19 protein-coding genes are annotated in these 20,749 nt (G+C 44.1%); 14 read left to right on the forward strand and 5 right to left on the reverse strand.

The window, feature by feature from the left end; all coding sequences use genetic code 11:
• The first annotated feature begins 150 nt into the window (after positions 1-150).
• The gene (locus QQL60_RS04430) at positions 151-1,113 is read left to right on the forward strand and encodes a hypothetical protein (protein WP_007145282.1); all 963 of its coding nucleotides are present in this window, start codon (positions 151-153) and stop codon (positions 1,111-1,113) included.
• Between the two features lie 49 nt (positions 1,114-1,162).
• Here the strand turns inward: QQL60_RS04430 and QQL60_RS04435 are convergent, their stop codons facing one another.
• Positions 1,163-2,029 carry an alpha/beta hydrolase gene (locus QQL60_RS04435; RefSeq protein ID WP_284722537.1) on the reverse strand — a complete coding sequence of 289 codons (867 nt, stop codon included), beginning with the start codon at positions 2,027-2,029 and terminating at the stop codon, positions 1,163-1,165.
• Positions 2,030-2,128: 99 nt separating this feature from the next.
• Here QQL60_RS04435 and QQL60_RS04440 point away from each other — a divergent pair, with 99 nt between their 5' ends.
• The 6 genes from QQL60_RS04440 to fldB all read left to right on the forward strand — a co-directional run bounded on the left by QQL60_RS04440 (position 2,129) and on the right by fldB (position 9,705).
• Positions 2,129-2,440, forward strand: coding sequence for a hypothetical protein (locus tag QQL60_RS04440; RefSeq protein WP_284722538.1), 312 nt, complete (start codon positions 2,129-2,131; stop codon positions 2,438-2,440).
• A gap of 67 nt (positions 2,441-2,507) precedes the next feature.
• A complete protein-coding gene (locus tag QQL60_RS04445) occupies positions 2,508-3,815 on the forward strand; it encodes a TolC family protein (protein WP_284722539.1) in 1,308 nt (435 codons plus the stop codon).
• On the forward strand, positions 3,808-4,737 hold the full coding sequence (locus QQL60_RS04450; protein ID WP_284722540.1) for an efflux RND transporter periplasmic adaptor subunit: 930 nt from the start codon (positions 3,808-3,810) through the stop codon (positions 4,735-4,737). Before QQL60_RS04445 ends, QQL60_RS04450 begins: the two co-directional genes overlap by 8 nt.
• Positions 4,738-4,752: 15 nt before the next feature.
• On the forward strand, positions 4,753-7,860 hold the full coding sequence (locus tag QQL60_RS04455; protein ID WP_284722541.1) for an efflux RND transporter permease subunit: 3,108 nt from the start codon (positions 4,753-4,755) through the stop codon (positions 7,858-7,860).
• A gap of 443 nt (positions 7,861-8,303) precedes the next feature.
• Positions 8,304-9,086 (forward strand): hypothetical protein, encoded by a 783-nt coding sequence (locus QQL60_RS04460; protein WP_284722542.1) that lies wholly within the window; start codon positions 8,304-8,306, stop codon positions 9,084-9,086.
• A 103-nt stretch (positions 9,087-9,189) separates the two neighbouring features.
• Entirely contained in the window at positions 9,190-9,705 is a 516-nt protein-coding gene (fldB, locus tag QQL60_RS04465; RefSeq protein ID WP_284722543.1) for a flavodoxin FldB, read from the forward strand.
• A 37-nt stretch (positions 9,706-9,742) separates the two neighbouring features.
• On the opposite strand, the gene QQL60_RS04470 is transcribed toward fldB, so the two are convergent.
• The gene (locus QQL60_RS04470) at positions 9,743-10,669 is read right to left on the reverse strand and encodes a LysR family transcriptional regulator (RefSeq protein WP_007145273.1); all 927 of its coding nucleotides are present in this window, start codon (positions 10,667-10,669) and stop codon (positions 9,743-9,745) included.
• 119 nt (positions 10,670-10,788) lie between these two features.
• Between QQL60_RS04470 and QQL60_RS04475 the strand changes: the two genes are divergently transcribed.
• Genes QQL60_RS04475 through QQL60_RS04490 form a run of 4 tightly spaced genes read left to right on the forward strand, consistent with a single transcriptional unit; the run spans position 10,789 to position 15,509 of the window.
• On the forward strand, positions 10,789-12,261 hold the full coding sequence (locus tag QQL60_RS04475; RefSeq protein ID WP_284722544.1) for an efflux transporter outer membrane subunit: 1,473 nt from the start codon (positions 10,789-10,791) through the stop codon (positions 12,259-12,261).
• The gene (locus QQL60_RS04480) at positions 12,261-14,402 is read left to right on the forward strand and encodes an FUSC family protein (RefSeq protein ID WP_284722545.1); all 2,142 of its coding nucleotides are present in this window, start codon (positions 12,261-12,263) and stop codon (positions 14,400-14,402) included. Before QQL60_RS04475 ends, QQL60_RS04480 begins: the two co-directional genes overlap by 1 nt.
• Positions 14,399-14,608 carry a DUF1656 domain-containing protein gene (locus tag QQL60_RS04485; RefSeq protein WP_007145270.1) on the forward strand — a complete coding sequence of 70 codons (210 nt, stop codon included), beginning with the start codon at positions 14,399-14,401 and terminating at the stop codon, positions 14,606-14,608. The genes QQL60_RS04480 and QQL60_RS04485 overlap by 4 nt, the downstream gene beginning before the upstream one ends.
• A 1-nt stretch (position 14,609) precedes the next feature.
• Entirely contained in the window at positions 14,610-15,509 is a 900-nt protein-coding gene (locus tag QQL60_RS04490; RefSeq protein WP_284722546.1) for an efflux RND transporter periplasmic adaptor subunit, read from the forward strand.
• A gap of 1 nt (position 15,510) precedes the next feature.
• Here QQL60_RS04490 and QQL60_RS04495 read toward each other — a convergent pair whose 3' ends face one another.
• Both QQL60_RS04495 and QQL60_RS04500 read right to left on the reverse strand, forming a co-directional pair.
• On the reverse strand, positions 15,511-15,786 hold the full coding sequence (locus QQL60_RS04495) for an Lrp/AsnC family transcriptional regulator (RefSeq protein WP_007145268.1): 276 nt from the start codon (positions 15,784-15,786) through the stop codon (positions 15,511-15,513).
• Positions 15,787-15,819: 33 nt separating this feature from the next.
• Positions 15,820-17,229, reverse strand: a complete 1,410-nt coding sequence (locus tag QQL60_RS04500) for a phospholipase D-like domain-containing protein (protein WP_284722547.1) — start codon at positions 17,227-17,229, stop codon at positions 15,820-15,822.
• Positions 17,230-17,459: 230 nt separating this feature from the next.
• On the opposite strand from QQL60_RS04500, the gene QQL60_RS04505 reads away from it, so the two are divergent.
• The gene (locus tag QQL60_RS04505) at positions 17,460-19,145 is read left to right on the forward strand and encodes a GAF domain-containing hybrid sensor histidine kinase/response regulator (RefSeq protein ID WP_284722548.1); all 1,686 of its coding nucleotides are present in this window, start codon (positions 17,460-17,462) and stop codon (positions 19,143-19,145) included.
• On the opposite strand, the gene QQL60_RS04510 is transcribed toward QQL60_RS04505, so the two are convergent.
• Positions 19,146-19,475, reverse strand: coding sequence for a hypothetical protein (locus QQL60_RS04510; RefSeq protein WP_284722549.1), 330 nt, complete (start codon positions 19,473-19,475; stop codon positions 19,146-19,148). It abuts the gene before it with no gap.
• A 163-nt stretch (positions 19,476-19,638) separates the two neighbouring features.
• Between QQL60_RS04510 and QQL60_RS04515 the strand changes: the two genes are divergently transcribed.
• Together QQL60_RS04515 and QQL60_RS04520 are read left to right on the forward strand one after the other, a co-directional pair.
• Positions 19,639-20,094, forward strand: a complete 456-nt coding sequence (locus QQL60_RS04515; protein ID WP_007145263.1) for a hypothetical protein — start codon at positions 19,639-19,641, stop codon at positions 20,092-20,094.
• Positions 20,095-20,147: 53 nt separating this feature from the next.
• Positions 20,148-20,741 carry a TetR/AcrR family transcriptional regulator gene (locus tag QQL60_RS04520; RefSeq protein ID WP_284722550.1) on the forward strand — a complete coding sequence of 198 codons (594 nt, stop codon included), beginning with the start codon at positions 20,148-20,150 and terminating at the stop codon, positions 20,739-20,741.
• Positions 20,742-20,749 lie beyond the last annotated feature (8 nt).

Genomic DNA, 20,749 nt, shown 5'->3' on the forward strand with positions numbered 1-20,749 from the left:
ACTAAACCGCGCATCGTGTTCTGCTTTACCCTTACTGCAGCAAATCGATTCAGAGATTTCACACCGATATTTCTATTGTTGTGCTATCAAGCGCTACAGTGAAATATCTAGTGTCATAAGCCACAAATTAAACCTCACACAAGGATTTTAATGAAACAAAAACAACTTATTATTGGCGGCCTGGTTGGGCTGGCCGTTGTCTCCGGCTATTTTTACGCCGATCATGCCAAACATGAGTTTGTGAAAGAACGTATTGATACCGAGCTAACCATGATGGATGGCACCAGTCCGGTGAAGTATGGCGCACTTCAAACCTCTTTGTTTTCAAATGCAGTGACATTAAAAAATGTCACGATAGACATGTCTGGTCTGCAAAATTTAGCGGGCAATAATGCCGCTAATGTGGTGAGTATTGAATCAGTGACAGTCGATAGTGAGGTGGGATTATCCTCACTGGAATCATCCAAATTACCTAGTCAGCTCGAAGTAACCTTAAGCGGTATAGCAACAGAAGTGGATTTCAAACTCTTAGCTGAGAATAGCGTTAAACCAGCTGAGAAGGTGGTCTATCAGACCATAAACACCTTAACAGATGGCAAGCCGACGACGGATTTTTATCTGGAATATGACTATTCACCAGCAAAAGGTAATTCACTGCCATTTGTCGACATCAAGTTAAAATCCGAACTGAACAAGGTGGCAGGGATGGAAGTGAAGGCGGAAATAGAAAATATGCCGCTCGATCCTGTTGTGTTGATGTTCGGTGGCATGCAACGAGCCCTCATTCATCACTTTGAACTGGTGGTAAAAGATAAAGGTAAAACAACGGATCTGCTAATAGAGAATATGGCAAAGCAGATGAATATGAGCGAAAAACAGTTTGAAGAGCAGCTGACTGATGAGCTGAAGAAGGACATCGAATATAGCCATCAAGCTATTGAGAAAATGTTTTACAGTGCGGTTGAAGACTTTGTTGATGATCGCCATGAATTCAAGATAGCACTGACTCCAAAAACACCGATGACGATTGAAGATATTCAGAAAGTCGCTTTATTTGCAGCAGATGAAGACGAGATTGAGCGTGAATTAAATCTCAAAATCAAAGGTAAATAGATATACGTCCAATGGTAAACATCGTGGTCAAAGCTGACGGCGGTGTTTACTATTTTTTATCATTAGGTCGGCTTAGATGATCAGCCACAACAGGATCCAGTCCAGACATAAATTTCTCGATGCTCTTGGTATATGCATTGTCCCTGCCAATTTCTTCTAAGGTTTCATTGTGGGTCATATCCATCTTAAGCAATTCAGCTTTACTGCCAGCATCATTCACTTTATCAACAAAGCGTGCTGAATTATCACAGGCATAGGGACGCTGCAGTGAACACACAACAAGCATGGGCAGGTCATTAGCATCCACATAATTTATCGGTGACGCCTTTTGCCAGTAGCTTGCCTGTTCTCCAAACGCTTTATCGTAAAACTCAACATGCTTATGTTGCATTAGCCAGACCAAATCCAGCACCTGACTATCAATAATCAAACTACCTAACCAGGGACGAAGTGAATTTTGTTGACTAAAGGCTTGGTTGGTTGTCAGTAAGGCGAGCAGATGCGCGCCAGCGGAATGACCCAGCAAGATACATTTATCCACATCGCCACCCCATGCGCCGGCCTGCTTTTGTATGGTTTTTAATGCCAAAGCCAGATCGTTGGTCTGTGTGACGGGGTCTACCTCAGGGACTAAACGATAATTAGCCGAAACAATAATAAATCCTTGTTTGAGCCAGCGATCCATCTTAGTTTTAATTAAACCAGTGGCTCGTTTATCGCCAAACTGCCAGGCACCACCATGAATTAAAAATAAAATGGGTGCATTGTGAGCATCTGTAGGTAAATAGATATCCATGGTTTGCACTGGTGAGTCACCATATGACATATCTCGAATCATCTTGATGGAATTGTCTGCGGATAACGCAGCACAGTTCACAAGCAAAACAACAAATCCAAGCAGAGTGTTCAATCTCATTATCTTATCCTTCATCACATTTTTCAGCGTTTAATTCATTAAACTTGTTTCATCTGAACCCGGCTTTCCGTTATCCTATCAATCATGATGAACATCAAAATGTTTTTATACAGCTTAATTATGATGATGGTGCTGCAGTCCAGCATTGTCGCTGCTGATGTGCATCATATTATTTTCGACGAGCAAGATAATCATAGTCTTATCGATCCCATCGCCGATGATAGTCCGGATTTTGTGCATATCGATGCCGACCATCATCAATGTGGTCATAGCCACTGTGTACACTTTGTTGCTGTGCCACATATGGTGAACTTAGCCGTGTCTTCATTTAAAGACGCTTTCTTCAGTCGTTACCAATATACACCCATATCGGGTTCCATCAGCTCGATGTACCGCCCTCCAAAAGCCTGATTCTGATTTAGCACTTTCGCTCATCACCTATTCGTGATGAAAGAGTATTTATTTCAGGATCTATATCATGAAACTCATTTATACATATGGGCAAACGCCTCTACTGCGGGTGTGCCTCTATTGTGCTTTCAGTCTGTTTATTGTGTCGTTTCAGGCCCATGCTGCAACAAACACTACATTGACACTAGCTGAAGCAATTAAAAAAACCTTAAATCAAAATCCGTCACTTAACGTCTTTCCACTTCGTGAACAAGGCTTGCAGGCGGAACGTGAAACAGCGCAGCTATCACCAGCTTATCGTGTAGGGGCTGAACTGGAAAACGTCGCTGGTACAGGTCAGCTAAGTGGCACTCAATCAGCAGAACTGACGGTGTCTTTATCTTCTGTACTGGAGCTTGGTGGAAAAAAACAAGCCAGAGTCAGCGTCGTTGATCAAAAGCTGGCATTGAGTCGTATTAAACAGCAGATTGCTTCGCTTGACTTACTGAGTACAGTCACCAAAAACTATATTCAGTTACTGATTGATAAACAGCGGATACAGCTGGCTGAAGAAGAAGTCTCACTTGCTCAAGCCACGGCTGACGAAGTGAATAAACGTGTCAGGACAGCGATTGCGCCTAAGGCCGATTATGCCCGAGCGGTGGCAGCGGTTGAGCAGGCGAGGTTAAATGTCAGACGCGTCGAGCAACGCATGCATGCCCACAAAATGGCTTTAGCCAATTTATGGGGGCAGATGCAGCCAGACTTTAATCAAGTTTCCGGCTCTCTGTTTGATTACGGTAGCAGCAGGTCATTTGAGTCTCTGTTTGAGCTGGTCAAAAATAATCCCTCGCTGGAATTTTTTGCTGCTGAAACTCGCTTAAAAGAGTCTGAAATCCGGCTGGCAAAAACGCAACAGCAGGCTGATATCGATTGGTCCGTTGGGCTTCGGCGCAGTGCTGATATGGATGAATCTGCCTTGGTAGCCGGATTTTCTATGCCGTTATTTGCAGAAAAACGTGCTGAGTCAGCAGTGAAATCAGCTCTGGCAGCAAGAAATGAAATAACTTATCACCAACAAGACTTTCTGCTGCGCATACATTCACAACTGTATCAGGCATATACGGCCCGGGAGCAGGCGATTAATGCGGCAACGACCTTGCAGCAATCCATCATTCCACAACTGACCGATGCCTTAACTCAGACCAAAACAGCTTACCAGCGAGGCCTATACAGCTATCTCGATTTCCTCACCGCAAGACAAGAGCTACTCAATGCCAAGCGTGCGCTGATAGAGACGTCAGCCGATGCTTTATTGCTCACGGCAGAAATTGAACAACTGACTGCAGAGCCGTTGTTAATTGGACAAAATTTTGAGGGAAGAAATCATGAATAAGCGAGATATAAGCCTTCCTTATTTTTTAATGTTAATCGTATTTTTTATAGTGAACATGCTATCTGTTAAGGCCGTTGTTGCCGATGATGAGCATGAACATCCGAATCATCATGAGGAAGAAGTTGCACATATTGACGAGGACATGGCGTCATTAAATTCCATCTCCACCGCAGTTGCCAGTGGCGGTGATATCAGTAAAACAATGACCCTATACGGTATCGTGACCCTGTCTCCTGAACACACCAGCCATGTGACGGCGCGATTTGCCGGTCGTATTACCCGTGTGTATGTTGAGTATGGGGATACGGTGAAAAAAGGTCAGGTATTAGCCAGTGTAGAATCCAATAGCAGCTTGCAAACCTATAATGTCACCGCACCATTGTCTGGCAGCGTAATAGCAAAACATGCCAATGCCGGTGAAGTCGTTTCTGAGCAGACACTGTTTACGATTACTGATACGTCCACTTTATGGGCTGAGCTCAAAGTGTTTCCTTCTCAGGCGAGTCTGATTAACTCAAAGCAGACGGTTGTTTTACAGAGTGATGATATGCAAACCCGTTCTGTCATTTCCCAGCTTTTGCCCAATACCAGTGGCGAGCCATTCAGAATTGCCAGGGTGAAATTCAAAAATCCTGATGACAACTGGTTTCCGGGCTTGCTGGTCGGTGCTCAAGTCCTCATTGATAAACGTGAAGTGAATCTAAGGGTACCGCTATCCGCTTTGCAGCAATATGAAAATAAAACCGTTGTTTTCATTAAAGAAGGGGACGTTTATAAACCACTCCCAGTAGCGCTGGGGATTCAGGACAATCAGTATGCCGAAGTGCTGGAAGGTTTGAATGCGGGTCAAGAAATAGTGACTGAAAACAGTTATCTGATAAAAGCCGATCTTGAAAAAGACGGCGCTGAGCACAGTCACTAAACTCAAGGAGACGTTATGATTGCTTCAATTTTACGTTTCTCTATTGAGCGACGTGGTCTTATGTTGTCATTAATTATCTTACTAATGGCAGCTGGTGCTTGGAGTTACCAGCATTTACCTATTGATGCGGTACCGGATATCACCAATGTGCAGGTACAGATTAATACCAAAGCTGAGGGGTATTCGCCGTTAGAAACCGAGCAGCGTATTACCTACCCCGTTGAGCGTGCGCTGGCGGGTATTCCTCAGTTGTCGTATACACGATCGATTTCTCGTTATGGTCTATCGCAGGTCACCGTCGTATTTAAAGAGGGGACGGATTTATATTTCGCCCGAAATCTGCTAAATAACCGTCTGGCTAGTATCAAAAGTGAACTGCCTGATGGCTTGGAGCCCGAAATGGGGCCGATTGCCTCCGGATTGGGTGAGATTTTTGTTTATACCGTTTCTGCTCAACCAAAAGCCCGACAAGCCAATGGTCAACCCTATGATATGACGGCGTTACGTGAAATACAGGACTGGATTATTCAGCCCCGGTTAACGCGTGTACCAGGGATTACCGAGGTCAATACGATAGGCGGCTATGCTAAGCAATACCATATCCAACCTGATCCACAAAAAATGCTGGAGTTTGGTATCAGCTTTGGCGACATCCAACAGGCATTAAAAGCAAACAATAGTAATCGTGGTGCCGGTTATATCGAGCGTTATGGACAGCAATTACTGGTGCGTTCTCCAGGACAGTTACAAACCATCGATGATATCGAGCAGGTCGTGGTGAAGCAGATGTCAGGCACGCCAATCAAGATTATGGATATTGCTGATGTCGCTATCGGTAAAACGCTAAGAACAGGGGCTGCTACCCAGAATGGTCAGGAAACGGTGATGGGCACGGCGATGATGCTGATAGGGGAGAACTCACGTGAGGTCGCCAAACGGGTTGCTGCTGAGTTAAACCAGATTCAGTTGACGCTACCTGACGGCGTTATTGCCGAAGCGGTATATGACAGAACTACACTAGTCGATAAAGCGATTGCCACCGTTCAGAAAAATTTATTGGAAGGCGCATTATTGGTCATTGTGGTGTTGTTTTTATTACTGGGTAACATTCGCGCTGCATTTATCACTGCCGCCGTGATTCCACTTGCCATGTTGGCAACCATAACTGGCATGGTTCAGGCTGGTATTTCTGCCAACCTGATGAGTCTGGGCGCACTGGATTTTGGCCTGATTGTCGATGGTGCAGTGATTATTGTGGAAAACAGTGTGCGGCGTTTATCACTGGCTCAGTCTGGTCGTGATGCAGTTTTACCATTAAATGAACGGCTGGCGGTTGTGTTTGATGCGAGCAATGAAGTAATTCGACCCAGCTTATTTGGCATGTTGATTATTACACTGGTTTACATCCCTTTATTCACCTTGACTGGGGTGGAAGGCAAGATGTTTGAACCCATGGCAGCGACAGTCGTGCTGGCTTTGCTGGCAGCAATGATGATGTCACTGACCATTGTGCCTGCCGCTGTGGCTGTGTTTATGAAAGGCAAAGTCAAAGAAAGTGAAAGTCTGATTATTTCTGCCAGCAAATCGATTTACCGGCCGCTGTTGATATGGAGTCTGAAGTTACGTTGGTTGGTGATAGTTGCTGCGTTTGTGTTGGTAGCCTGTTCACTGATGTTGGCATCAAAAATGGGTACAGAGTTTATTCCTCAGCTCAATGAAGGCGATATTGCCTTACATGCCTTACGCACCACCGGTACCAGTCTGCAGCAATCGATAGACATGCAGGAAGTACTGGAACATCGGCTGAAACAGTTTCCACAGGTGGATAAGGTCTACGCCAAAATCGGTACGCCTGAAGTAGCGACCGACCCTATGCCACCGAATGTGGCTGATACCTTTCTAATATTAAAGCCAAGAAAAGACTGGCCTAATCCGGCATTGCCAAAGTCAGCGCTTATCAAGCAAATCGAGACAGCTGCGAAGGACTTGCCTGGCAATAACTATGAATTCACCCAACCCATTGAGATGCGTTTTAACGAGTTGATCTCAGGTGTCAGGGCGGATGTGGCCATAAAAGTGTTTGGTGATGATCTGGAACAGCTTAAACAATCAGCACAATCGATTTTAACTATTATCAAAGAGATACCAGGCCAAGCGGATGCCAGACTGGAACAAGTCAGTGGTTTACCCATGGTCTCAGTAGAACCCAAACGCCTGGCGCTATCGCGTTATGGCCTCAGTGTGGATGACTTGCAGACTATGCTGTCCACCGCGATTGGTGGTCAGGATGCGGGGTTAATCTATGAAGGCGATCGACGCTTTAAACTGGTTATTCGATTAGCTGATGAACGACGACAGGATATGGGGGCACTCTCTGAGTTACCCGTGTCTTTGCCTTCTGGTCGTTATGTGCCGCTATCGGAGATAGCAACCATTAAACTTGTTGATGTGCCAAGCCAAATCTCGCGTGAAAATGCGAAACGTCGTGTTGTGGTCACAGCTAATGTCAGAGATCGTGATCTGGGGTCTTTTGTGCAGGAAGCTCAGCAAAAACTTGAGCAGCAACTGACATTACCTGATGGTTATTGGCTGGAGTTTGGTGGTACCTTTGAACAGCTAGCCTCAGCCAGTCAACGGCTGGCTATCGTAGTACCTGTCACCTTATTTGGCATTTTATTGTTATTGGTGACCATGCTGGGTTCTGTTAAGGATGCCGCTATTATCTTCACCGGAGTACCGTTGGCCTTAACCGGTGGCATTGTGGCTTTATTGTTAAGGGATATGCCTCTATCGATTTCAGCGGCTGTCGGTTTTATTGCCCTGTCCGGTATTGCGGTATTAAATGGTTTGGTGATGTTGTCATTTATTCGTGATCATTGGCACCAAAACGGCGATCTCTATAAAGCGATTGTGGAGGGGGCGATGTTACGATTGCGTCCGGTCATGATGACTGCTTTAGTCGCTAGTCTTGGTTTTGTTCCTATGGCACTGAATACGGGTACCGGTGCAGAGATACAACGACCATTAGCAACGGTGGTCATAGGCGGTATTGTGTCATCCACCTTACTTACCCTGATCGTATTACCGGCTTTATATCTGCTGGTACATCATCGTAAAAACTAGATAAAAATAAAATCAGGGTTGTGATGGCAGCCCTGATGTTTATTATGAGTAAAAGTACCGACTTTACAAAGCCAACGATCCTACTGTACTAAAAGCCATTGTGCGGTTAACCATACTTTTGTCGTTCAGAGTCAACATTGTTTGTATATAAGATTAGCTAGCCTGAGCGGCATAGAACGTGTGGTGCGATGAGGATACGGTTGTTTTATTGAGCATACGTGGTACAGAAGGGCCAATGTATGAAAATCATCGATGATGAGCACAATATCCTGGCTGTCTTCACCATGACTGAATTTCAAGGTTTGTATCAGGCACAATAATCTGCTTCATCACTGTAACGTTTTATGCCTATAACAGGGTTATGATACAAGGGATATTGTGTTTAACAATAAATTGCTTTATATCGTCAGCCCAGTCTTATAGATCCCATAGAGGAAAAGAATATGAAAACCTTCATCCCGTATTTTGCAGCTATATTGTTTAGCTGTTCTGCATTGGCAGATGATGTCGATATGGCCGGCTTACAGCTTGGCATGACGCTTGATGATGCAAAAAGTGCTCTGCTCAATTACGGTGTCAATGCCAGTGCGATTGAAGAAGAAAAGCAGTATTACACCTACAGTGATGGCGCGAAGACATATAAAACACCAAGTTTTATTCATAGCTTATCTGCCAATATTGAGGAAACCGAGCAAGGTCAGCGTCGTGCAGATAGCTTTAAGTTGATATTTACGCCCTTACCAAAAGCAGGTCGTTTAGTTGCCATTTATCGTGTCTCTGAAAATCATGTTAATCCCGTCACGGTCGCTGATTATCGTCAATCACTTATTGAGCAATATGGGCAGCCATTTGATAATGCCGGACCACTGGACTGGATTTTTCCGCAGGGCAAACTCAATTGTTTGGGCGCATCCAGTTCACAAATCACCCCACCACGAACATTGAATGCAGACACCATTATGGGGCTGGTATTCAACAAAGAGGGTAGCCGTTATCAAGTGAATGATTTCAGAAACCCTGAAGTAAAAAGTCTGGATGAGTGTGCAAGCTGGATGAGCTTTCAATTTGGCACAATCGATGACCAACCCGCTACCAATATCACAGCAACGATGGTTGATGTGCCAGGCTGGGTTGAGGCGTATGAGGCTGCTATGGAGTGGGTAGGCGAGTTAAAGCAGGAAGCGCTTGATAAACGTAATGCGGGAAAAACAAGTCCACAATTATAGGTCTTGTGAGGCATTCATCTTACCAGTGTGACATTGTCAGTTGAATTATTAAATAATAATGAATATCATTTGCATATGTTAATTAAATACAAATAGGTGAGTAATGATTGCAGTTATTTATGGTTCAACCACAGGCAATACCTCAGACGCAGCAGTAAAAATAGCCAAAATCCTGGGTGAAGATCAGGTTGAGCTATTTGATGTAAAAGATGTCGGACTGGCTGCGCTGGAGTTTTTTGACAATATCATCTTTGCTATCCCTACCTGGGATTATGGTGAGGTGCAGGCAGACTGGCAGGATGTCTGGGACGAGATTGATGAAGTCGACTTCTCCAGTAAAACCGTGGCCTTTCTCGGAATGGGTGATCAATTTGCCTACGCCGAGTGGTTTCAGGACGCAATGGGTATGTTGCACGATAAAGTGCTGGCTAGAGGGGCTAAAGTTATTGGTCACTGGCCTGTGGAGGGGTATGAGTTTAATGCCTCAAAAGCCTTGACGGCTGATAAGCAGTTTTTTGTTGGCTTAGCTTTGGATGAAGACTGTCAGCCAGAACTGACGGAAAGTCGACTCAATCAGTGGTGTCAGCAACTGAAATCGAGCTTATTGAAAGCAGCATAAATTTGAGTGAGGACGGTTTCAAACTGGAGCCGTCTTTTCATTCTGTCAGACGTTCAGAATCCCTGGCGAGCTCATCGGGCAAGTGAAGACTTAAAAAATCGACCCAACTACTGGTTTTTGCATCCAGATAAGCCCGCGATGGGTAGAGAGCATAGACATTAAATAACGTGCCTCGATAGTCAGGTAATACCCGTATCAATGAACCTGATGCTAACTCATCAACGACACTGAATATAGGAATCATCCCTATTCCCATACCATGCATAATCGCTTGTTTGACGGTGCTGCCTACATTGACTTGAAAGGGCGAATTTTTAATATCAACGCTGGCGTCGCCAATGGCTGAGGTTAGTTCCCAGTAATCTAATGGCAGCACGCTAGAAGCCATTTTTATACCCTGATGTTGCTCTAAGTCAGCCGGGTTTGTAGGCATGCCGTGCTCGGCTAAATACGCTGGGGAGGCACACAATATGCTGTAGGTCTGACCAATCACTTTTGCTATCAGACTGGAGTCAGGCAGTTGTGGCGCCATGATGATCGAGACATCAATACCTTCCTCAATCAACTCAGGAATACGGTTTGCCAGTGTGATATCAAAGGAAACAGCCGGATAAAGCTCTCTATACGCGCTAACGGCTTTAACAAGATATTTGTTTGCCAAGGCCGGCATTGCATGAAGTCTAAGTCGTCCAACCGGATTCATCTGAGCATCCCGTGCTTCCGCTTCCGCTTCTTCCACATTCGCTAATATCTGTTCACATCGCAGCAGGTAGCGTTGGCCGGCTTCAGTTAATGCGATTCGACGCGTAGTTCTGTGTAATAAACGAGTGCTAAGGTGCTGTTCTAAGGCAGATATGGCACGTGACACGTTAGCTGAGCTGGTTTCCAGTCTTTCTGCTGCCTTAGTAAAACTGCCGCTTTCATTTACCTGTAAAAAGGTTTTCATTGATTCAATGGTATCCATTTATCACCTATTGTTACGAATTTTGTAACAATTATTAACATTAAATACTGTTTATTGGTAGTTTGATAAGAAATAAAATAGCCAACCATTTGTCATTTAAAGCGTATTTTGAGTCGATTGTGAAAACGTTATTTCTTCTTTTCCCTTACACGATGTTGCTACTTTTGTCTGCTTGCATCAGCTCTGAGGGTATTGTGCCGCAGAGTGACGTGCCGGTAGATAACACCTTCCAATTAAGCGAACATGTGCAAGAAATACAAGAAGATGCGGCGTGGCCGACAGATCAGTGGTGGCAATGTTTTCAGGATGAACAACTTAATCAGTTAATGCAGCTTGCCGTCAGCCAGAGCCCATCGGTGCAGGAAGCACAGGCAAGGATTCGGCTGGCGACGTCATTAGCGGCACAGACCGATGCTGCTTTATCGCCAACAATGGATGCTGAAGCTCAAATTAACCGTAAACGTTGGCCGACGGATTATTTCTATGGTCCGGGCGAGTTGGGCGGTACCACCAGTTGGAATAATACAGGCTTACTCAGCCTCCACTATGATCCTGATATTTGGAATAAAAACTCACTGCAAAGTGAAGTGGCATTAAGTGAGATTAAAAAGCAAACGGCAAAAAGCCAGATAGCGAAGCTGAATATCGAATCCGCATTAATGTCTTCATATATTCAACTGTCACTGAATCACGATGAGCTGGAACTGGCTCAGCAGGCTGTGAACACCTATCAAGAGAAGCTTGATGTGATAAAAGCACAGCTGAAAATGGGCTTGAATACCGAAGTTGCGGTACATCAGGCTGAAACGCAGCTTGCTGACGCCGAGGCAAAACTTGAAGCAGTTAAGGATCATATTGTGATAGCCAAACATGCAATTGCGGCCTTATTAGGTAAAGGTCCAGCGTTTGCTGACAGTCTAAAACCACCACACTTAAAGAGAACAGAAGAGGTGTCTTTACCCAGTCATATACCAGCTGAATTACTTGGGCATAGGCCGGATGTGGTGGCAAGCCGCTGGTTAGTGTTCAGTGCGAATAAACATATTGATATTGCTCATACTGCCTTTTATCCGAATATTAATCTTTCCGCTGCTATCGGTTTCATGGCTGTTAACGGAAGCGTATTAAGTGTTTTTAGTCATGACAAACTGACCTACGATGCAGGACCAGCCATCTCTCTGCCGATTTTTGATGCAGGCAGAATTAGAGGTGAGTTATCTGAAGCAACGGCCAGTTATGATATGACAGTGGCTTTGTATAAAAAAACCTTAACTGAGGCGATGCAGCAAATTGCAGATAGTGCCGTCTCACTGAAAAGTTCGCTGACACAATCAGCAACACTGGCCTCTGCTGTTAAGGCATCACATCAGGCATATCTACATGCAAATGACGCCTATGAAGTGGGGCTGACGGATTATTTACCCGTACTGGAGGCCAAACTGGCCTGGTTACAGCAACAGCTTTTTTCTCAACAAATAAATGCGCAGGTGCTGCAATATCGGGCTGACCTCATTATTGCATTAGGCGGAGGGCTGACCACAGAGGATGATGGTCCAAAACAAGCTGCACTTCGGTATCAGGAAAAACCTTAATGGCTTCCAGCAGCGTGTTGACGCTAAAACAGGCAGCAAAACAGTGGTTAAATGAAGATGGACTGACCTGGAATTTTATTATTCAGGGTTTGGTCGCTTTATTTCTGACTTTATGGCTTGCCATGCGACTGGAGTTACCACAACCTGCCGTGGCCTGTATCACCGTGGTTATTGTCATGCAGCCACAGAGCGGGCAGGTGCTGGTCAAGGGATTATTTCGCTTTCTAGGCACCTTGATTGGTTGTGTTGTGATGCTCATTCTGGTTGCATTAGTCGCTCAGGAGCGTGTGTTGTTTCTGTTAGCTGTAGCTGTGTGGATTGGTCTTTGTGCTGCTGGGGCAATGGCATTTCGGGATTATCGTTCCTATGCTTTTGTGCTGGCGGGCTATACAGCCACATTGATTGGCATTCCGGCCATACAAAGCCCAGATATGGCCTTTATGTTAGCGGTGTGGCGAGTACTGGAAATTAGCCTTGGTATATTCATTGCCACGGTGATCAGTGCCACCCTATTTCCACAAACATCGGGTCAGGCAATTCAAAAAGCGGTCAGCCAGCGTTTTGGTGACTTTGCTGATTTTATTGTTACCAGTCTGGAAAACCCCGAGCAGCAGACAATGTATGAAAACAAAATGATGCTGTTTGCAACGCAGTCTGTAGGTTTGGAAAACCTTAGGTATGTCAGTAGTATAGAAGATTATTCTACCAAGTTACGTAAACAAAGGTTGGCGCGTTTAAACCAGGAGTTTATGCAGTTAACGACCCGTTATGCAGGCTTGCATATGCTTTTGAATCGTATCAGACAGGATGCACCAACGTCGGTAATGGTGGCTATTGAACGCTGTTTAAAGACGGTCAAACAGACATTGCTGCCTGTTCGTCATGCCACGTTGACCTCGCAACAGGCTGCTGATCTGGCAAATGAAATTTTTTCCCGTCAAGCACAACTGAGACAGAAAATTCGTGAAGAGCGACAGTTTCTTCCTGGTCATATCAGTGAAGCAGATCAGCGGGATTTTGACACGGCCTGTGAGTTAATTTTTCGTTTGTTTGATGAAATGCGATTGTATTGTGAAACACAGTCCACGCTGGCGGCTGAGCAACATCATTACGAACGACAGCGTGTGACATTCAGTACCAAAATGAACCCTGTTGGTGCACTGATAACTGGATTAAGAACCAGTCTTATCGTTTTGTTATTTGGCACATTTTGGATTGAAACTGCTTGGCCAAGTGGTAGTACATTCGCGATGGTCGCCATTGCGATTTCTGCCATTGTGACCACAACACCAAACCCGGCCAGATCAGCCAAACAGATCACCCTGGGAACCATATTGGCAGCGCTGAGTGGCACACTTATTAATTTGCTTCTGCTACCGCATTTGGATGGTTTTGCTTTGTTGTGTTTTGCTCTTGCTGTTCCCTTGATAGTGGGACTTTATCTTTCCACTAAACCAAAATATACCGGTTATGGCATGGGCCTACTTATCTTCTTTTGTTTAGGTGCTATTCCGCTCAACCAAGCGGTTTACGATACAGCGGCGACCTTAAATAACTATATTGCCTTGATACTGGCTCAGAGTATGGTGGCTGTGATTTTGACCGTTATTATTCCTGCTGATAATCGTTTCGTCTGGCAACGACTGAATAAGGAAATGCGTCATCAAATAATGGCTTTATTCAACCGTCAGCGTTCTCAACGTCGCCATCAATTTGAGAGCCAGACACGGGACTTATTAAGTCAGTCCTATGGCTTTGCCGGTGACTCACCACAACAATATAAAACATTATTAAAAACCTGCTTCTCAGTGCAGATAGTCGGCCATGCATTGATGGAGATCGATGATGTTGAACAACGACTTTCATCATCAGGTGGGCTGAATGACGATTGGAAATGGTATAAACAGGGATTAAATAAAGCGTTGATAACGGTGTTTGAAAGACCTACTGCCAATCACAGGATAAGTGCTTTAGGGCATCTGGAGAAAATGATGGCCTGGTTGCAGCCATATACCTCAGACATTGTGCATTTTGATGAATCTATTCCTAAACAGATATTGAGCTATCTGCACTTTATTAGAAACGTCTTGCTTGATAACTACCTGTTTGCTGAGCCTTTACCTGCTGGAGTGAAGTCATGATGGATGTGATGCGTGAGTGGAGTATCTCTGGTGTGATCTTTCCTGCCATCACTGGCCTGTTTGTTTTGAGTTTAATGCTGATGTGGTTATTGGATATGCTGTTTGCCCGTTTAGGTGTCTACCGTTATGTCTGGCATCCGGCACTGTTTAAACTGAGTGTGTTTGTCTGTTTATTTTGTTTCACTGCTTTTATGGTCTATCAATAGCATGAAGAAGTTTATAAGTTATCTTGTCACCTTATGTTTTTTTCTGGCCGCCAGTTTTCTGGCCTACAGCTTATGGCAGAAGTATATGCATTCACCCTGGACACGTGACGGGCGTGTGCGTGCCGAGATTATTAATGTCGCACCAGACGTGTCAGGTATCGTTACTGAAGTCGCTGTCAAAGATAATCAGGAAGTGAAAAAAGGGGATTTGCTGATGGCAGTAGATGCGGAGCGTTATGCCTTAGCCGTCAAAAATGCAGAAGCAGTGGTTGCAAACAAAAAAACACTTCTGGAAATGTATCAGGCCCAGGCCAAACGCCGTCAGGCCATGGATAAACGCACGGTTTCCCGTGAAAGTAAGATTGATGCGGATCACCAATCCTCGGCAGCACTAGCCGATTACCATTCGGCAGTGGCGAAGTTGAATGCGGCTAAACTGGATTTGGAAAGAACAAAAGTTTATGCAAAAACAGATGGTTATATAACAAACTTAAATGTCTACGTAGGTGATTATGCACACACAGGACAGGCGATGATGGCATTAATCGACAAACATTCTTTCTGGGTATACGGCTATTTTGAAGAGACAAAACTGGCTTTACTCAAAGTGAATGATCCCGTCGATATTGAACTGATGAATGGGGTAATACTCAGTGGTCATGTTGAGAGTATTGCCAGAGGCATTTATGACAGTGATAATCCGGAGAGTCGTGATCTGGTAGCGGATGTGAATCCCACTTTCAACTGGGTTCGTCTGGAGCAACGTATACCGGTGCGTATCGCTTTAGATGATGTTCCCGAACAGACGCTGCTAGTTGCGGGTATGACTTGTACGGTGATCGTGAAAAATAATAAAGCTGACACTGAGCCTGCCGTCACAGGTTCAATGTCAGCGAAGTAACCTAGAGTCCGATTGAAAACATTGAGTCGAGATCATGTTTGCTATAAACGCGAAAAGCCAACATGGTCTCAGTTTTCGTAATCGCTTCGATATCGACAATTTTGTTGGTGACTAAGGTGGCCAGTTCATCATTATCCTTAACCCGGGCAATGGCGACCAGGTCGTAATTGCCGCTGACAGAATACACTTCACTGATACCATCCACATCCGCCAGTGTTTCAGCAACTTGGGTAATTTTCGTACGTTCAGTTTGAATTAAAATAAATGAGGTAATCATTGGGTTCTCCAGACGGTTGCACTAGGTTATCGTTTACAAATAAGGGGATAACAAGCTCATAAATGAGTCGCGTAGTCTAACAGGCACGCTACGGTTTGCCAGATCTTGATCACTGACCGCTTCACTTTTCGCAATGATGTTATCAAAGTGTTGGCTTAATTCTTTATTTAAGGTGTGCGAGAAAATCTCAATGCCTAATTCGTAGTTTAGCCGCAGACTGCGAGGATCCAGATTAGCCGAGCCCACCAGAGAATAGTGATCATCGACACATAGCAGTTTGCTATGACAGAACGGCGCCGGTTGATAAAAGACCTCTACATTCCACAACAATAGCTCAGTCAGCATATTTCGGTTAGCCCAATGAATATAGATGAGATTATTTTTTGCTGGCAACACGATGCGAACCCGAACACCACGCATCGATGCTGATTGTAATGATGCGATGATTTCGCGGCTGGGGATAAAGTAGGGCGTCATAATATCCACGGTGTTTTTTGCCGCTGAAATTACGCTCTGAATCGTTAACGATAAGGCATCCATCGCTTCATCAGGATCTTCCGGAATCACGCGACAGTGGTAGCTGTTTGGCTGAGGAGCCGGTGTCGGGAACAGACAATCCATTTTTGTTTCACTGGCAATTAACCAGTCATCATAAAAAATACGAATTAAATCTTTTACAACGGGACCTTTAAAACTAAAGTGAATATCGGTGATACGTCTGGGTTGCAGCGCCAGTTGACGATGATCATCACTAATATTCATGCCACCGGCAAACGCGATAGTGTTGTCAATAATCATCAGTTTGCGGTGATTACGCATATTGATATAGATATTGGGGGGCAGAAGACGGGGTGGTGTGAATTTCGCGACTTCTATGCCCAACGCTTTTAAGCGCTTTGACGGTTTTTGCCAGGAATACCACTCTCCAATGCCATCAATGATCACTTTGACTTCAACACCACGTTTGACGGCAGCAGAAAGCGCGTCAATAAATTCGGTACCTGTTTTATCAGTTTTGAGAATATAGGTGGTTAATAAAATACGTTGTTGAGCTGAGTTGATGGCCTCAATCATAACAGGGTAGGCTTTATCACCATTATGAAAAATGCTGACATCATTACCGGCACTGAGCTTCGTACCGGTGATTCTTTCGCCAATGCTATCCAGTCCGTAGCCGTTAATATGTCGTATTGAACGTTTGGCATAACCTGACTCAAACGGAATTTTGAATAAACGACGCTTGATACTGGTGGCACGGCTGCGAACCCGGTTCACACCAAAGAAAAAATAAGCGATGGGACCACCATAGGGAATAAACAAGCAAGACATTATCCAACCAAGTGCGGCTCGGCTGTCACGTTTGTAAAGCAAAATATGAAAAACACTATAAGCCGCTGGACCTGCATGCAATAGAACTAACAATAAAATGTAAACGATATCCATGTTGACAACCCAATGATGACAAACGTCATAGTAACGGAGTCTCACTAAGAAAACGATTCACTTCACTGAAAAACGGCCTATGCTGATGACAGAATGTGAATCAGCACATCAGCCGGTTTTTTTGCCTACAGATTCTGCTATGATGGCTCTATATCAGTTTTTCTACCCGATTGATTTTACTATAGTAATTTAGTGTCAAAGCGGGAGGTAACTTGGCGGGGGCGCAGACAATGGAAGCACCGAAAATACCTGGCGATGAACGAGAACGTTTAGACGCTTTATTTTCTCTTGAGCTTCTGGATTCAGAACCTGAAGCAGTTTTTGATAATCTCACTCGATTGGTCGCCGATGTTTTTGACATCCCAATCGTGGCGATATCTCTAATTGATGAATCCCGCCAGTGGTTTAAATCGATACAAGGTCTGGATGTTTGCGAAACGGGACGTGACATCTCTTTTTGTGGCCATGCCATTTATCATAAAACCCCATTGGTCGTTGAAAATACAGATGCAGATGAACGGTTCAGGGACAATCCTCTGGTCACAGGTCCACCACACATTGTTTTCTATGCTGGGGTTCCACTGCGATACAGATTTAATAATCATCAATATCTGCTGGGCACCCTATGTATCATTGATCACAAAGTCAGGACATTAAGTGAACAAGAATTAAAGCGCCTGCAGATGTTTGCCTATCAGGTGGAGTCGCTTATTGAACTTCGTTTGTCCAGTCAGCGACTAGAGCAGGCCAGCAAAGCCAAATCAGCTTTTATGGCGAATATGACACATGAGTTACGCAGTCCCATAGCCGGTGTGATTGGTATGCTGGATATATTAACCCACAGTGAGCTTACGGCAACTCAGCAACGGCACATCGAATTAGCCAGCAAAAGTGCCGACTTGTTGCTCAATATCATCAATGACATTCTTGATTTTTCCAAACTTGAAGCTAAAAAAGTCCACATTCGTGATGACATATTTAATCTGACAAAGCTATTTGAAGATGTGTTTGAAACCTTTAGTTTACGCAGCACAAAAACGGATAAAAACTATCATCTGTCGCTGGACTGGAACAAGGATTTAGTGGTCGAAGGTGATGCTACCCGCCTAGAACAGATCCTACGCAATCTATTAAGCAATGCAGATAAATTTACCCAGCATGGTCATATTCAGGTCATGGCCAGTCTTGTTGAGCAATCTGATAATGATATGACGCTATCCTGCCAGGTGATTGATAGTGGTATTGGTATTAATGCCAATCAGATAAATCGTCTGTTTGAGCCCTTTGAACAAATTGACAATAGTTCATCAAAAAGTTTTGGCGGTACTGGGCTGGGCTTGGTGATCTCTAAAAAACTGTGTGAATTAATGGGTGGCAATATCACTGTTAAAAGTGAGCCGGGTAAAGGCTCTTGTTTTTGTTTCACTATCAAACTAAAACGGCTGAAAGAGACAGCGCCGACATTAACAAAAACAGAAGTTCACCAACAAGCATCATTCACAGAATCTGAGCTAGATGGTGCCCATGTTTTGATTGTAGATGACGACATTACTAACCGATCTGTACTGGAATTTTTCCTGACTCGGTTAAATGTGCAATTCACTTCAGCTGAAAATGGTGTTCAAGCAAGTCAATTACTCACTCAACTTGACGCTTATAATCCAGTACAGTTGATTTTGATGGACTGTCAAATGCCTGTGATGGACGGCTATACCACTAGTAAACAAATCCGAGAAGGTAAGTTGGGTAAGCACTGTCAGGATATACCAATCATTGCTTTAACGGCTAATGCCATGAAAGGGGACGATGAAAAATGTTTGCGAGCAGGTATGACTGATTACATGACAAAGCCTATTAAGCTCGATCAATTATTAGAAAAAATGGTGTATTGGTCTACACGCAAACATCCCCATTAGTTAAATTAATGGTTCAGTGCCTTGCTGGCGTTTTACACAGGCCTGAAACAGCTCCTCATGCACTTTATCGACAGAGGTTTCAACAGGGTAGATATAGACGCGTCTTCCTATCGCTAAAAGATCATCACGTCCTTGTGTATCTTTATAAATCGACTTGATTTTATTCTCAAATGTGGTCCAGTCATCGCCCTCAGTTTGTCTGATTTTTTGTATTTCATAGGCTGTTCCAGCCTGGTAAGCACAACTGGTGATTGTATTTCGTTCAAGGTCATCCGCTGTGGCTAGTGATGAGGTCAGGCATAACATTATCAGGCAATAAACGTATTTCATCTGAGTTATCCCCTAAATGATTATTCACATAGTGAGTTATTGATTCTAATAGAAAATGAGAGAAACCGGCTGTTTTTCGTGACTGAAAAAATACGATCAAGGTTTGTCAGAGACAGCTTTTATGTGATAACAAGGAAGTGTGTTTTGACTCGGAGCAATTAGCATGAGTAGAGAAACAGAAAAAAGCATGATTGTTCTCGCCCGGCATCGCCTGAAATGGTTAAAAGTCGCGTTAGCCGGAAGGAATGCCGATTTAAATCTTGTTCAAAATACATTTCACCAATTAACAGGGTTAACCAGCCTGCGATTTGTTCAGGATAACGGGCTCAGTGATGAAACGATAAGAGAGTTGGCCATCATTGATAACCTGGCGACGCTGAATGTGCAACAGCAACATCCTGAAGTACTGGACAAGCTCTCCAAAGAAGCCCAGGAATTATCGAAATACTTAGATATGCCTGCACGCGACTTACTGGATTTATTGTTTAAACAAGGAGCTCGTTTTCATAATCAGGATGCCATTTCGGTTGCATTACATCGCGGTTTGATTAGTGATATCCATCATGAAGCGGAAGCCTATGCACGCTTGCAAGCCAGAGAGTGCCGAAGCGAAAAGTAAATCGCTATAATCAATGATTGACAAGCAAAGACGACCGGTCGCATTATGCGGTTATGAGCACACAAAAACAGATTAAAAAAGAACAAATCCTCAATCAGGGGATTGAGTTACTGATGCGAAATGGTTATCACGGCACCGGTATCAAATTGATATTAGATACCGTTCAGGTGCCCAAAGGCTCGTTCTATAGCTACTTTGAAAGTAAAGAAAACTTCACAGCAGAAGCCATTCGTCACTACATCGCCCCCTTTATTTCACGCCTACAATCTTTCCTGAACAAAACAGACTTAAATGGTCACGAGGCTATCAAAGCCTACTTTGAATCACTTATCGAGGATCTGGAGCAGTCAGATTACAGTGGTGGCTGCCTATTAGGCGATATGATGGGGGAAATCAGCAGTGCCAGTGAACTATGCCGACAAACATTGTTAGCTGCGGTGAGTGACTATTGCCAATTACTCGAACAGGGCTTGGGTGAAGCACAGCAGAGCGGTATTCTTCGTCAGGATATTACACCAGAGGTAATGGCAAAACTGTTATTTGATCAATGGCAAGGCGCATTACTACAGATGAAAATCGAAAAGTCGACGCAAGCATTAAAACGTTGCTTGACGCTATTACTTGATGATTATTTTATTCAACACTAAACGTTGAA

Origin of the sequence: Methylophaga thalassica (assembly GCF_030159795.1) — a bacterium.
Taxonomy (GTDB): domain Bacteria; phylum Pseudomonadota; class Gammaproteobacteria; order Nitrosococcales; family Methylophagaceae; genus Methylophaga; species Methylophaga thalassica.

Coding starts and splice junctions, on each gene's coding strand:
- QQL60_RS04470 (WP_007145273.1), bottom strand. CDS start 10,669: ATGGATACCATTGAATCAATGAAAACCTTTTTACAGGTAAATGAAAGC.
- QQL60_RS04450 (WP_284722540.1), top strand. CDS start 3,808: ATGAATAAGCGAGATATAAGCCTTCCTTATTTTTTAATGTTAATCGTA.
- QQL60_RS04485 (WP_007145270.1), top strand. CDS start 14,399: ATGATGGATGTGATGCGTGAGTGGAGTATCTCTGGTGTGATCTTTCCT.
- QQL60_RS04455 (WP_284722541.1), top strand. CDS start 4,753: ATGATTGCTTCAATTTTACGTTTCTCTATTGAGCGACGTGGTCTTATG.
- QQL60_RS04500 (WP_284722547.1), bottom strand. CDS start 17,229: ATGGATATCGTTTACATTTTATTGTTAGTTCTATTGCATGCAGGTCCA.
- QQL60_RS04505 (WP_284722548.1), top strand. CDS start 17,460: ATGGAAGCACCGAAAATACCTGGCGATGAACGAGAACGTTTAGACGCT.
- QQL60_RS04515 (WP_007145263.1), top strand. CDS start 19,639: ATGAGTAGAGAAACAGAAAAAAGCATGATTGTTCTCGCCCGGCATCGC.
- QQL60_RS04435 (WP_284722537.1), bottom strand. CDS start 2,029: ATGAGATTGAACACTCTGCTTGGATTTGTTGTTTTGCTTGTGAACTGT.
- QQL60_RS04510 (WP_284722549.1), bottom strand. CDS start 19,475: ATGAAATACGTTTATTGCCTGATAATGTTATGCCTGACCTCATCACTA.
- QQL60_RS04490 (WP_284722546.1), top strand. CDS start 14,610: ATGAAGAAGTTTATAAGTTATCTTGTCACCTTATGTTTTTTTCTGGCC.
- QQL60_RS04440 (WP_284722538.1), top strand. CDS start 2,129: ATGTTTTTATACAGCTTAATTATGATGATGGTGCTGCAGTCCAGCATT.
- QQL60_RS04460 (WP_284722542.1), top strand. CDS start 8,304: ATGAAAACCTTCATCCCGTATTTTGCAGCTATATTGTTTAGCTGTTCT.
- QQL60_RS04480 (WP_284722545.1), top strand. CDS start 12,261: ATGGCTTCCAGCAGCGTGTTGACGCTAAAACAGGCAGCAAAACAGTGG.
- QQL60_RS04520 (WP_284722550.1), top strand. CDS start 20,148: ATGAGCACACAAAAACAGATTAAAAAAGAACAAATCCTCAATCAGGGG.
- QQL60_RS04495 (WP_007145268.1), bottom strand. CDS start 15,786: ATGATTACCTCATTTATTTTAATTCAAACTGAACGTACGAAAATTACC.
- QQL60_RS04445 (WP_284722539.1), top strand. CDS start 2,508: ATGAAACTCATTTATACATATGGGCAAACGCCTCTACTGCGGGTGTGC.
- QQL60_RS04430 (WP_007145282.1), top strand. CDS start 151: ATGAAACAAAAACAACTTATTATTGGCGGCCTGGTTGGGCTGGCCGTT.
- fldB (WP_284722543.1), top strand. CDS start 9,190: ATGATTGCAGTTATTTATGGTTCAACCACAGGCAATACCTCAGACGCA.